Annotated in this window: 12 protein-coding genes and 1 pseudogene; 7 read left to right on the top strand and 6 right to left on the bottom strand. The window is 69.8% G+C overall.

What is annotated here, in order from left to right; translation table 11 throughout:
* Window positions 1–130 precede the first annotated feature (130 nt).
* A complete protein-coding gene (locus tag P1Y20_RS05175; protein ID WP_304447593.1) occupies window positions 131–1108 on the bottom strand; it encodes a polysaccharide lyase in 978 nt (325 codons plus the stop codon).
* Between the two features lie 241 nt (window positions 1109–1349).
* Between P1Y20_RS05175 and P1Y20_RS05180 the strand changes: the two genes are divergently transcribed.
* The 4 genes from P1Y20_RS05180 (at window position 1350) to P1Y20_RS05195 (ending at window position 5063) form a co-directional block, all read left to right on the top strand.
* The gene (locus P1Y20_RS05180) at window positions 1350–2285 is read left to right on the top strand and encodes a DUF8471 domain-containing protein (RefSeq protein ID WP_304447594.1); all 936 of its coding nucleotides are present in this window, start codon (window positions 1350–1352) and stop codon (window positions 2283–2285) included.
* Window positions 2282–2563, top strand: a complete 282-nt coding sequence (locus P1Y20_RS05185) for a DUF8044 family membrane protein (protein WP_304447595.1) — start codon at window positions 2282–2284, stop codon at window positions 2561–2563. The genes P1Y20_RS05180 and P1Y20_RS05185 overlap by 4 nt, the downstream gene beginning before the upstream one ends.
* Window positions 2564–2652: 89 nt before the next feature.
* Window positions 2653–3816, top strand: a complete 1164-nt coding sequence (locus P1Y20_RS05190; RefSeq protein ID WP_304447596.1) for a glycosyltransferase family 4 protein — start codon at window positions 2653–2655, stop codon at window positions 3814–3816.
* A complete protein-coding gene (locus P1Y20_RS05195; RefSeq protein ID WP_304447597.1) occupies window positions 3813–5063 on the top strand; it encodes a glycosyltransferase family 4 protein in 1251 nt (416 codons plus the stop codon). Before P1Y20_RS05190 ends, P1Y20_RS05195 begins: the two co-directional genes overlap by 4 nt.
* Here P1Y20_RS05195 and P1Y20_RS05200 read toward each other — a convergent pair.
* A complete protein-coding gene (locus tag P1Y20_RS05200; RefSeq protein ID WP_304447598.1) occupies window positions 5041–6228 on the bottom strand; it encodes a glycosyltransferase family 2 protein in 1188 nt (395 codons plus the stop codon). The two genes, P1Y20_RS05195 and P1Y20_RS05200, sit on opposite strands and share 23 nt — an antisense overlap.
* Before the next feature lie 240 nt (window positions 6229–6468).
* Here P1Y20_RS05200 and P1Y20_RS05205 point away from each other — a divergent pair, with 240 nt between their 5' ends.
* On the top strand, window positions 6469–7950 hold the full coding sequence (locus P1Y20_RS05205; protein WP_304447599.1) for an oligosaccharide flippase family protein: 1482 nt from the start codon (window positions 6469–6471) through the stop codon (window positions 7948–7950).
* Window positions 7951–8089: 139 nt separating this feature from the next.
* Here the strand turns inward: P1Y20_RS05205 and P1Y20_RS05210 are convergent, their stop codons facing one another.
* Window positions 8090–8800 carry a DUF2270 domain-containing protein gene (locus P1Y20_RS05210; protein ID WP_304447600.1) on the bottom strand — a complete coding sequence of 237 codons (711 nt, stop codon included), beginning with the start codon at window positions 8798–8800 and terminating at the stop codon, window positions 8090–8092.
* Between the two features lie 359 nt (window positions 8801–9159).
* Between P1Y20_RS05210 and P1Y20_RS05215 the strand changes: the two are divergent.
* Both P1Y20_RS05215 and P1Y20_RS05220 read left to right on the top strand, forming a co-directional pair.
* Window positions 9160–9528, top strand: a pseudogene (locus P1Y20_RS05215) (DUF5805 domain-containing protein); the annotation flags it as partial.
* A 217-nt stretch (window positions 9529–9745) separates the two neighbouring features.
* The gene (locus tag P1Y20_RS05220) at window positions 9746–10777 is read left to right on the top strand and encodes a tyrosine-type recombinase/integrase (RefSeq protein WP_304447601.1); all 1032 of its coding nucleotides are present in this window, start codon (window positions 9746–9748) and stop codon (window positions 10775–10777) included.
* Window positions 10778–11045: 268 nt separating this feature from the next.
* Here the strand turns inward: P1Y20_RS05220 and P1Y20_RS05225 are convergent, their stop codons facing one another.
* The 3 genes from P1Y20_RS05225 to P1Y20_RS05235 all read right to left on the bottom strand — a co-directional run bounded on the left by P1Y20_RS05225 (window position 11046) and on the right by P1Y20_RS05235 (window position 12493).
* Window positions 11046–11270, bottom strand: a complete 225-nt coding sequence (locus tag P1Y20_RS05225) for a hypothetical protein (RefSeq protein ID WP_304447602.1) — start codon at window positions 11268–11270, stop codon at window positions 11046–11048.
* 188 nt (window positions 11271–11458) lie between these two features.
* Window positions 11459–11650 carry a hypothetical protein gene (locus P1Y20_RS05230; RefSeq protein ID WP_304447603.1) on the bottom strand — a complete coding sequence of 64 codons (192 nt, stop codon included), beginning with the start codon at window positions 11648–11650 and terminating at the stop codon, window positions 11459–11461.
* Window positions 11651–11968: 318 nt separating this feature from the next.
* A complete protein-coding gene (locus P1Y20_RS05235; RefSeq protein ID WP_304449463.1) occupies window positions 11969–12493 on the bottom strand; it encodes an MOSC domain-containing protein in 525 nt (174 codons plus the stop codon).
* Window positions 12494–12602: the final 109 nt, after the last annotated feature.

A 12602-nucleotide genomic window follows, 5' to 3' on the forward strand; every position in this document is an offset into this window, starting at 1 on the left:
TGCGAACCGACCGACACCCCCCCTACCGTTCGACCGACGTCCGTCGTAGTCGCGGGAACCGTTCATCCAGCTATCGTGTAGGTCGGCTCGGGTCTAAAACGCACCGACGGAACCACCTCGAACGACCGACTTACTCGCTCTCGACGGTGATTCGGAGGTCGTCGAAGCGGATGGAACTGTCGCTCGGGGCGGTCTCGCCGCCGCCGTGGTAGACGTTGAACCAGTAGTCCTCGACGGCGATGTCCTCGGTGTCGCGAAAGCGCAGGTCGGTGCGCTCGAACGCCAGGTCGCCGTCGACCCACCCGCGCAGGACGCCGTCGTTCTGGCCGGGCGTGTTCAACTCGACGTACTGCTCGATGCGGTGCCAGGTGCCCGCCTGGAGGCGGGCGGTGCTCCCCCCCTCGTCCCACGCCATCCAGTCGCCGTACTGACCGCTCATGTCGGCGTGGTAGGTGTAGTACGAGAGGTCGATGGGGGCGCTCGCGTCGCCCGTCGGGTAGAACGACATCCGGGCGGACCAGCCGTCGCTCCCGGTCGCGGGGCGCCCGCCCCAGCCGGCGCTGTCGTAGGTGCCGGCGGGACCGGGGAGCTTCCCCCCGTCGCCGGTCGCCTCGAAGCCCTCCTCGACGAGGACGTCGTAGGAGACGCGGATGGCCGTCGGTTCGCTCCCCTGCTCGTCGGCGAAGCGATACCGCATGTCCGTCCCGTAGTGACTCCCCTGCTGGAGCGTCACCCGGAGAGCGCTCCCGCCGGAGGCGTCGCCGTCGTCGACGATGGCGTTCGAGTCGGTCCGGTAGGTCTCCGTGAACGAGTCGGCGTAGCCGCTCCCGTCGAATGGAACGACCAGGTCCGCGTCCGCCGGCTCCTCGGACACGGGTTCCCCTTCGTCCTCCTCGGTCGTCTCGTTTTCTGCCCCCTCCGGTTCCACGTCGGTCGTGTTCTCGGCGGCGTCCTCCTCGTCCTCCGCCGCCTCGACCCGGCCGACCCAGTCGTCGCCGAAGACCTCGAAGAAGGCGGCGAGCGCACCGCCTCCGACCGCGAGGTACGACCGTCGGCTCAGTTCCGCGTCGTGAATCGTGTCGTCCGTGCGCCTGGTGTCGCGAGACATTCGCTTCGAGGGAACTTCCGGATTGGAACAAGTACTGTGACCACATACTGTGCCCCCCTCCTGATGGTCGGCTACGTGTGTAGTCGGTATTTAGTAATATCGGCCGAACGAGTTACTCATCTAGTACGATAAAACGCCGTCGAGACGGTCGTAGTCCGGTGATTAAACGGTCACGCGAAAACAACTATCAATATGTACTGAAGTCATAGTTAAGTGAAGAGGCGTCCACCGAACGGGTCGTATGGCCCGCAGTGACGGACGCGAGCGACGACTACCGACCGACCTGGCGGTGGTCGTCGCCGCGCTCGTCGCCTACGCGGCGCTCGCGCCGCTCGGCCTCCGGGAGACGCCTCTCGGGGTCGTCCTCGGCCTCCCGTTCGTGCTGTTGCTCCCCGGCTACGTCGTCGTCGCGGCGCTGTTCCCGACGGCGACGGGCGGGGAGGCGTACGCCGACCGGAGCGCGCCCCGACTCGGGTTCGGCGAGCGACTCCTCCTCTCGGTCGGGACGAGCGTCCTCCTCACCGTGGCGCTCGCCCTCGCGCTGGCGTTCTCGCGGGTCGACGTCACGCCCCTGTCGACGCTGACCGCGCTCGGCCTCGCGACGCTCCTCGGGACCGTCGTCGCCGCCGTCAGGCGCGCACGGGTGCGTCCGGCCCACCGCTTCTCGCCCGACGGCCGCCGGGTCGTCGCCGCCGTCGCGGCACCCCTCCGCGCCCGCGGGCGCGGCGCGCTGGCGCTGAACGTCGTCCTCGTGGGCTGTGCGGTCGTCGCGCTCGCCGGCGCCGGCTACGCGCTCGCCACCGTCGACGAGTCGGGCGGGGAGGCGTTCACCGAACTCAGCCTGGAGGACGGCGACGGCACCCGCCTCGCGGACGACACCGTCGCGCCCGGGGAGGCGGTGACCGTCGGCGTCACCAACCAGGAGGGCGAGCGGACGCGCTACACGCTCGTCGTCAGCTACGTCCCCGAGGACGGCGGACCGGCGGTCGAGGGTGACCGCCGGTCGCTCTCGCTCGCCGACGGCGAGTCGGCGTCGAGGACCATCGCGCCGACGCCACCCGGCGAGGGGAGCTATCGCGCCGAGTTCCTCCTCTATCGGGGCGACGCACCCGAGCGACCGGTCGACGAGGCCGACGAGGCCGTCCACGTCTGGGTGGCCGGGGAGGGTGGGCCGTGAACCGCGTCTCGACGTCGGGGTGGCCCGTCGCGCTCGGCCTGGAGGCCGCCGCCGTGGCCACGTCCGTCCTTATCCTCGCCTCGCTCGGGCGTCTCTCCCCGCGGACGCTGTTCGTGAGCGTCCTCCTCGCGACGCTCGTCACGACCGAACTGACCCGTCCCGCCGTCGACCCGCCCCGGTGGTGGATGTGGCTCCGGGGGGCCGCGCTCGTCGGCACGCTGGGGTTCGCCCTGCTCGTGGCGTGGGACCTGCTCTCGCTCGTCGCCGTCGCGCTCTGACGCTTCTCTCGTCGCCGTCCAGTACCGAAGAAAGAGTCACAGCGCCCCGTGAAAAAGTGACTTTCCCTGACACGTCGTGGGGCGGGAGTGTGAACGACGAAGTACACGCCGGCGCGGGGGGGCGACGCCGGGAGCGACTGTCCGTCCTCGGGTTCACCGAACTCCGGCCCGAGGAGTTGCGCGACCCGTTGCTCGCGGCCGACGCGCGCGCCACCGTCGTCGAACTCGACCCCGACCGGGGCGTCCCCTCGCGGTGTTACCGGCAGGCCGTCGACGGGGTCCGGGCGCTCCGGGGGGACCGCTACGACGCGGTCCTCGTCTACAACGGGGCGGGGCCGATGGGCCTCGTCGCGGCCGGCCTCGCGCGCGCCTTCGGCGTCCCGCTGGTCGTCCGCGCGAACGGCGACCTCCTCCGCCAGCACCGCGAGCGCGCCGCCGCCTTCCGACGCGAGAGGGTGTGGACGCGCGCCGTCGCCTACGCCGCCTACGCGTTCGCGACGTGGCTCACCTACCGCCTCGCCGCCGGGGTCGTCCCCGTGGCGACGTCGCTCGAACCGGTCCTCGCGCGCCAGAGCGGACTCCCTCCCGAGCGGGTCAGGGCGGTCCCCGGACCGCTCCGACCGGGGCGGACCCCGCGAGCGAGCGACGGGGGAGACGGCGAGACGCTGTCGGTACTCAGCGTGACGAACCTCGGCTACGAGGGGAAGTACCGCGGCGCGCGGGCCGTCCTGACCGCGCTGGCGCCGGTCCTCCGCGCCCGCGAGGAGGTCGAACTCGTCGTCGCGGGCGACGGGCGCTACCTCGAGGACCTGTGCCGCGACCGCGACCGACTGTTCGAGGGGGGGGTCCGCGAGCGCGTCCGCCTGCCCGGGTTCGTCGACGACGTGGCCGCGTGCTACGCCGCGGCCGACGTCTTCTGCTACGCCTCGGACATCGACGGCTATCCGAACGTCGTCCTCGAGGCGCAGGCGGCCGGCCTGCCGGTGGTCGCCACGCCGACCTACGGCGTCACGGAGCAGGTCACCGACGGCGAGACGGGCGTGCTCGTGCCCGCGACGGACCGCGCGGCGATGCGCGAGGCGGTCGAACGCCTGCTCGCCGACCCCGACGAGCGCGAGCGCCTCGGCCGGAACGGGGCCGAGCGGGTCGCCCGGGAGAACGACCCGGCCGTCGTCGGCGAGCGACTGGTCGCCGCCGTCGCGGCACTCGTCGGGGCGTCGCTCACCGAGGGAGAGGCGGAGGGACCGTCGTGAGCGCTCCCCCGTCGACGTCGCCGCCGGACGACCGCCGTCTCCTCCAGCTCCATCGCGGTCCCGTCTACCCCCCGTCGAACGGCGAGGAGGTGCGCATCTGGCGGACCGCGGCGTGGTTCCGGCGCTACGGCGACGTGACGCTCGCACACCCCTGTGAGGGAGGTCGGACGGTCGAGGGGGTGCGGTTCCTCGACGTCGCGAACCCGGCGCTCGACCGGAAGGCGACGCGCATCTACCTCTGGAACGCCCTGCTCGCGGCGGGCGCCGACAACCCCTTCGACCGCCTCCAGACGCGGCAGACGGTCCGGACGCTCCGTCGCGAGGGTCCGTTCGACGTCGTCTGCTGTGAGTCGCCGCAGGTGCTCCGCGCGGGCGTCGCCCTCGCCCGGCACTTCGACGCGCACCTCCTGTTGAACAAGCACAACGCGATGTTCGAGCTGCTCGACCAGCAACTCGGCTCGCGGCCGATACCGGGGACGGTTCGACGACGGGCGGTGCGACAGCTCCGGGAACTCGAACAGCGCGGCATCGACTGTGCCGACGCCGTCGTCTTCCAGTCGCGGCGCGACCGCGAACGGTTCGCCGTCCCCGACGAGACGGCGTCGGCGGTCGTCGAGAACGGGACGGACGTCGCCGGCATCCGCGAGGGGGGCGACCCGGCGGCGGTCCGCGAGTCGCTGGGCATCGACCCGGCGGCGTTCGTCTGTGTGTTCGTCGGCGCGTACGACTACGAGCCGAATGCCGCCGCGGCGCACGTCGTCGTCGACCGCCTCGCCCCCGCGTTGCCCGACGTCGAGTTCGTCCTCGTCGGTCGGAACCCGCCGGCGACCGACCGCGAGAACGTCCACGCCCCGGGGTTCGTCGACGACCTCCCCGGCGCGCTCGGGATGGCGGACGTGGCGCTCTGCCCGCTGACGATGGGGTCGGGGACGAAACTGAAGCTGATGGACTACCTCGCCGCCGGTCTCCCCGTCGTGACGACGTCCGTGGGCGCACAGGGCGTCGACCTCGTCGACGGGGAACACGCGCTCGTCCGGGAGACGCCCGAATCGATGGTCGAGGCGGTTCGGACGCTCCGGGCTGACCCCGGTCGTCGACGGCGCCTCGCCGACGCGGCGGCGGCGCTGGGTTCGACGTTCGGCTGGGAGACGCTCCTCCGGGGGTACGACGAGGTGTTCGCGGCGCTGACGGACCGTCCGCCGCGCCGGCCGAAGTCGCTCTCGCTCACCGGGACGCCTCGCTCGTAGCGTCCGCCCGCTCGCGCCCCGTCTCCCAGACGACGACGCGCTCGCCGCGGGCGTACCGGACGAACCCCGCGACGATGGCGTAGTTGCCGACGAGGAAGTAGTGCGCGAGGTGACAGACGGTCGGGGCGGGTCGGTCGAGACGCTCGCCGAGCGCCCCGACGGCGGCGAGGGCGAGGCCTCCCGCACCCGCGAGGGCGACGGCGACCCCGGCGCGCGACCCGCGTCGGAGCGCGAGGAGCGTCCCGCTGGCGAGCGAGAGCGCGCCGAACAGCGGCGTCGTCCACCAGAGGACGGTGTCGGTGAGGAACGCCACCGAGAAGCCGCCGTAGCGCCGCGGGTCGAGCAGGTCGAGGTACGACCCCACCGTCTGCCAGGAGCGCGCCATGATGCGCACCTTCCGGGTCCGCTCGCCGGCGACGTCGGGCGCGGTGTGCTCGCGGGCGACCGCCCCCGGTCGGTAGACGACGCGCCACCCCGCCCGGCGGACCGAGAGCGGTTCGGCGAAGTCGCTCATCGCCTCCGGCGGGAGCGGGACGTACGCCTCGCGCCGGACCGCGTAGATGGCGCCGTTCCCCTTCACCGTCGACCCGAGGCGTGACTCGGCGCGCTTGAGGAAGCGTGCGTAGCGCCAGTAGAGCGACTCGCCATCGACGCCGCCCGCCGCCTCGTACCGGAGTTCGCCGACGACACACCCCACACCGTCGTCGAAGCCCGCGACGAGTTCGCGCAGGGCGTCCGGGTCGTACAGGGAGTTGGCGTCCGAGAAGACGACGAGGTCGGTCTCCAGGTCGGCGACGACGCGGTTCTGACACGCCGTCTTCCCGACGCGCCCCTCGACCCGGACGAGGTCGACGCCGCGGTCGGCGTACGACCGCACGACCCGGTCGGTCCCGTCGGAGGAGGCATCCGAGAAGACGACGACGTCGAGGCGGTCCTCGGGGTACGAGAGCGCGAGGCAGTTCTCCAGTTTCGCCGCGATGACGTCGACCTCGTTGTACGCCGCGACGACGAGCGTCACCGAGGGGAGGTCGTCGGTCGAACGGGTCGGGGACCCGACGAGCGCGGCGGCGACGGCGAGGGTGACGGGGTAGAGCGCGTACACCCAGGCGACGACGGCGCTCGAGACGAGAAAGACGCCGCGCAGGGCGGCGGTCGCGACTGACATGCCCGCATCCCCGACCGGACCCCCCATAGGTATGCGATGATAAATCCGGAACTGACCGTTCCGTACCGATGAGGCTCACCGTTCGACGCACGTACCGGGCGAACGGTCGGCCGTGAGAACGACGACAGTCACCGCAACGTCGAGGTCGTCGTTCGCGTACACTCTTTGTTGCGTCCGGGTATCGACACGAGCGAGAGAGGGTGGCGACACGGCTTTCCGGGCATCCGTCGATTGAGTGTCGTGTCCCGCAGCATCGTTCGTGGGTTCCTGTCGGTGTTGAGCACCGACGTCCTCGTGCTCCTGCTGTCGCTCGTCATCACGCCGCTGCTGGTCCGCATCCTCACCCCCGGCCAGTACGGGGAGTACGCGTTCGTGATGACGGTGCTCACGTTCACGATGATATTCGTCAACGCGGGGTTGTTCGACGGTATCCGGAAGTACCTCGCCGAGGAGACGCGCGCCCCCGAGTGGCAGGGGCAGGTGTTCGGCTACTACACGCGGGTCGGGACGGTCGTCGCGCTGGTCGCGGCCCTCCTCGTCCTCGCGAGCGTCTGGACGGGAGCCATCGCCCGCCTGTTCGGCACCGAGTTCGAGCGCTACTTCCTCCTGCTCGCGGCGCTCGTGGTCATCCGGCAGTTCTGGGCCATCGGGCGGGCGACGCTGATGGGCCTCGGCCTCGAACACCTCTCGGAACCGGTGAAGGTCGCCCGGTGGGTCGTCTTCGCGCTGGTCGGCCTCCCGCTGGCGGCCATCGGTCTCGACGTCGTCGGCCTGCTGCTCGGGCGCATCGTCGCCCGGTTCGTCGTGCTGCTCGTCGCCTTCGGTCTCGTCTTTCGGTACCTCTCGCCGACGTCCCTCCTGACCCCCGCCCCCGAGGGGTTCCCTCGCCGGGAACTGCTCTCGTACAACGCCTTCAGCGTCGTCCTCGTCTTCCTGCTGAACTCGCTGTACAGCGTCGACGTGCTCCTGCTCACGTACTTCACCGAGAGCGCGCAGGTCGGCTACTACAACGCCGCGCTCGTCGTCGCGGAGTTCCTCTGGTTCGTCCCGCTCGCGCTCCAGACCGTCCTGCTGCAGTCGACCTCCGGGCTCTGGTCCCGCGCCGAACACGACGCGGTCACCGAGGTGGCCAGTCGGGCGACGCGCTACTGCCTGCTCCTGACGACGCTGATGTGCCTCGGCCTCCTCGCGCTGGCGGACACGTTCGTCCCCCTCTACTTCGGCGCGGAGTACACCGCGGCCATCCTCCCGCTGCTCCTCTTGCTCCCGGGGTCGCTCGGGTTCGCGCTCGCGCGCCCCATCTTCGCCATCGGTCAGGGGAAGGGGGCGCTCCGGTTGCTCGCCGTCGCCACCGGCGCCGCCGCCCTCCTCAACCTCCTGCTCAACCTGGTACTCATCCCCCGGTACGGCACGGCGGGCGCTGCGGTCTCGACGAGTATCGGCTACGGGTCGATGCTCGCGTTCCACGTCTGGTGCGCGGGTCGCATCGGCTTCGACCCGCTCTCGGACCTCCGCCTCCTCCGAGTGACTGCGACCGCCGCCCTCTCCGCGCCGGTCATCTTCGGCCTCGACGCCCTCCTCGCGAACGACTGGGCCGCCCTCGCCGTCGTGCCCCCCGCAGGCTTCCTCGTCTACGCCGCCCTCGCCGTCGGAACCGGCGCCATCGACGGGGCGGAACTGACCGAACTCCGCCGGTACCTCCCCGCGCCACTGACCTCGTGACCCCCTCAGGCGCGAGATTGTATATAGCTACATAGAATTTACGAGTCGTACACCCGGCACAGAAACGTCAGAGAATAGTGTTCGAATGCCTATACTAACGAGGACGTAGTCCCGGTTCCGCCGGAACGACCGGGAACTGTCAATCGGACTGTTTCCACTCGCCGGCGTCCTCGCCGTGGAACTCCCCCCTGGCCTCGCGGCTGTACGGCCAGTACGCGAGTGCGAACGCGGCGAGGTACGCGGCGGCGACGAGCGCCGCGACGACCGTTCCCGGAACACCCGGCACCGACGCAGTGGCCGTCCAGGCCTCCCCGGGGACGTAGACGGTGATGCGGTACAGCCACGCGACGACGAGGACCGTCAACAGCGGGAGGTAGACCCGTCGGAGACGGCGTCCGGCGGCCTCCTGGACGGAGACCTTCAGCGTCGGTCGACGCAGGTCGGCGCTCAACTCCGCGCGCCACCCCTCGTGCTCGGCACCCTCGGGACTGAAGGCGTTCGCGAAGACGTTCTCCTCCAGCATCCGTACCCGGGCCCGCGTCGCGTCGAACGTGCGGTAGCGACGGACGTCGAACACGAGGAACATCACCAGCGCGGCCATCGCGATGAGCAACAGGTACGGCGGCCGGTCGGTCGCGTTGAACGACAGCGCGAGCAGCGCGACGATGACCGCGATGGCCCAGTCGACGGTGAGGTCGATCCGGTCGAGCAGCGCCGACATCCGGGCGGTCTCCCCCCGGTAGTAGTGGGGCAACAGCGAGAGGAACTCCTCGCGGTCGGCAGCGGCGTCGCTCGCCACGTCCCGCGCCTCGGGGTCGTTCGGGTCGAAGTCGGTCGTCTCCGGGGTCATGTGTCGAAGTGGCACGCCCGGCGGATAACGTCGCGCTCACGACCGGCGAACCGTCCGGACGGAGAGGGTATCAGAAGCGTGGCCGGCGGACGTCGCGGGGCGAGAGGACCGACGTCGACGGGAGTCGGTCGGGTGGCGGAGCACAAGCGCCATCCGAGAGGCGACCGTAAGAACGCGAGCGAATCGTTTCGTCGTGTTTGACTCGACGATACTACTCCCGCTCCATAGCACTACCAGGTAGAAATATCTGTATTTGTAGGACTACGCTGTACGCCAGTCGAGTGCTTCGAATAGAGATAAGACTCGTTATCGGGTTCTGTGGGACAAGGCTGATGTACAGTCACCGAGATGGATAGGTCGTGACTCGTGACGACCGAACCGTGGTGAAGACGTACGTGCCCCGGTACCAGAAAGACGAGTGGGTGGACCACGCCGATGCCCTCGACATGAGCCAGAGCGAGTTCCTCCGGACGATGGTGCAGGCGGGTCGGCGGGGGTTCGACGTCGAGGCCGAGGAACCCCCTTCTGCGGACGCAACCCCCAGGGGTCACGGGCTGGAAGACCGGGTCCTCGAACTGCTCCGCCGGGAGGGCTATCTGAACTGGGAGGAACTGCTCTCCGCGCTCACGGGCGGCCTCGAGGACCGACTGGACGACGCGCTCGGCCGCCTCCAGGAGGAGGGACGGGTCAGATACAGCGGCCGCCACGACGGTTACGCCGTGGTCGGCGAGCCCCCCGACCAGTCCGAGCGACCCAGCGACCGAGGGGGTGAGCGCGAGGGCCGGACCGCCCAGCACGAGGACCGTCGCTACCGCGAGCGCGGTCGACGGAGGGACGGGGCGACCGACCGCCGTCGCGACGACCCGCCCGGACGGCGGACGCCGCCGTCGCAGGGCGACGAGTGGGACGGGAACGGAGACGTCCGGAATCGTCGGGGCGAGTACCGTGAGCGGTGAACGCCCGGTCGAGGAGGTTCCCGACCCGGTCGAGTACTTCCTCGAGGACCTCACCTACCACGGACGCTCCGAGCGGACGCGCACCGCCTACGAGCGCGTCCTCCGTCGGTTCGAGGCGTTCCTGGCGGAGCGGGGGACCACGCCGGCGGACGCCGACCGTCGCGTGTGTCTGGCGTGGGTCCACGGCGTCCGCGCGGACCACGCTCCGAGCACGGTGGCGACCTACGCGACGTACGTCCACCGGTTCTACGGCTACATGACGCAGGCCGGCGTCTTCGACGCCAATCCGATGGCGCTCGTGATGGCGGAGATGGACGAATCGGTCGACACGGACCCCGAGCGTCGGGAACTCGGCGTGAGCGCGATGCGGACGTTCGTCGCGAGCGTCACCCACCCGCTCGAACGCGCCGTGATCCTCACGCTGTTGAAGACCGGCATGCGCGTCGGCGAGGCGTGCAACCTCGACCTCCGGGACGTCCACCTCTCGCCGGCGGTCCACGACGCCTTCGACGTCCCACCCCGACCGCAGCTCGACAACCGTCCGGACTCGGTGTACGTCGCCAGCGACGTCGCCCGCGGGCAGGTCGTCGACGGCGAGGAGCGTACCGCCTCCAACAAGCGAAAACGGGCGACGGTCGTGCCGGTCGACGCCGAACTCCGGCGCGCGCTCGTCCGGTGGTTGACCATCCGGCCCGACGCGCGCTCGCCCGCCGAACCGCTGTTCGTCAGTACCGGCGAGGAGTGGGGCGAGCGTCTCACGACGGGGCAGGTCCGAACGGTCGTCCGACGCCACGCGGAAGCCCACGGCTGGTACCGGACGGGCGGCGGCGCGACGGAGAACGTCACGCCACACTACTTCCGGCACTTCTTCACGACCCACCTCCGGGACCGGACGGGCGACCGCGGCATCGTGAAGTATCTCCGAGGGGACGTGGCGACGGACATCATCGACACCTACACCCACAACTGGGGCGACCGCGTGCGCGAGGTGTACGAGGCGAACATCTACGCGCTGGAGTGAGTATACGATTCTGTGTCACGATTCCGGTCCTGAGATGGCGTCGGACGTCCGACGTGTAAATCGTATATAGCTATATCGAATATCGCCGGCCGGGGTTCCAGAGGTTCGGCGTTCGAAATCCTACAATCCTCACGGACAGGAGGGAGTAATCGGGTCGGGCCAGTCAGTGTATGTTTCTCCAGTTGGGTAGTAACTGACCGACGCCACAGGGTGTTCCCATTCAGAGTGGGCCTATCGGACGGCAGGAACGTCGTGGTCCCGAAGAGAGTTACTCCGTCGTCTCGTGCGGGAGCGTCGGCATGAGCCGTCGCGCAACCGACAGGAACGGTTTCAACAGGAGGCCAGCAGCGACGAGGAAGACCAGAACCGCCACACCTGCTGACGCACCCATCTCATGTGCTCCAACCGCAACGGCTCCCGCGAGTCCGACGTAGACCCAGAACACCACGACGACGGGGAAGAACCCGTGTGTTGGCGCGGGAGTTTCGTACATACTATAATGTCCCTATAGCTGAACATAGCTTTTGTGTAGGAACGGTTCAGCTGAACCGTCCGCGTACCGACTCACAGAGACGCACTCGCGGAACACCTCGAACAACGAGTGACCCCGGGCCGAGCCGGAGCGAACCGGCGTGTCGGTTGCCGCTATCGGGAGCCGCTGAGCGTCGGTCTACCATCCGTTCAGGTGGAGGGTCGTCGGCTATTCCGACGAGAAACCAGACGACGGAGAGGCCAGCCAGCGGGGAGGTCGCGCCAGCGATCCCGAGGAACGACTGTGTCGTCGACAGCGAGCGCGAAGAACAGTGCGACCAGCGCGAGCAGCCACGCTCCGACCAGCAGCCACTCGGTCGTCGTCGACTGTTCGCGTTCCATATCTGTTCCCCATCTCGTAGCGGTACAACCCTTTCTTCGATGGAGACACGCGCCTCCACGGGGAGAACCCGTAACCGTCGAGACACGCACAGCACACCGACTGGCGCCGTTACGCGTCAAACGGGACCGACAGCGTTCGCTGTGTTTGACCGGTAGCTTCGGAGAAACTGTCGTTCGGACGACCGAGTTCCGGACGCGGTACCCGCGGTTCGACGGCACCGCGCGGATTTCGACGGTACAGCGTCGGAGGTGACCGAGAAGCGGTGCTGTCCGACCGGTCCCCGAGTGGGGACGACGAAGGGCGGTGCGGGACGGTCGCTACCGGCCGTCCACCGTCTCGCCGGACCTGGTGGCGCGTCCGTCGATGGGGTCGGCGACGACGTGCCCACCGACGGCCACCGTTCCGCTCTGGACGATGCGGGCGCGGAGGCCGCCGCGGTGGACGAGGGCGTCGTGGACGCCCTCGCGTTCGAGGAGTCGTTCGAGATAGGAACAGGGTGCGCACAGTTCGACGCCCTCACACACCGCGCCGTCGACCCGGAACCGCGCGCCGACGAGGTGGTTGAGCGCGACGCCACGGGTCGTCACGTTCCGCCGGTGTTCGCCGGGGGCGAGTTCGATGTCGTAGTCGCGTCGGACGGCATCGAGCGTCTCGGCCTCGATGAGGGTGACGTCGCGGGGGGTGTCGCGGGCGGAATCGGAGTACGTCCCGGTCGCCTCGAAGTAGCGGTCGCCCCGGAGTCCCCGGCCGGCGACCGCCTCCACCCGTTCGCGCGGCTCCATCGGTGCACGTGCCTCGGGAGCGACGTGAATCGCGTGAACGGTCCCCGTCGCTCCGGTCATCGCTTCGTTCCCCCGGGCGTCCGCGAACGGCGTTCGAGCGTTCGACGGGCGGTAGGGTCGCTCGGCGTGGTGGGTGCGGACATGTCGGTAGCTGACCTGTGGACTACCG

It is taken from the genome of Halomarina ordinaria (assembly GCF_030553305.1).
Lineage (GTDB): Archaea > Halobacteriota > Halobacteria > Halobacteriales > Haloarculaceae > Halomarina > Halomarina ordinaria.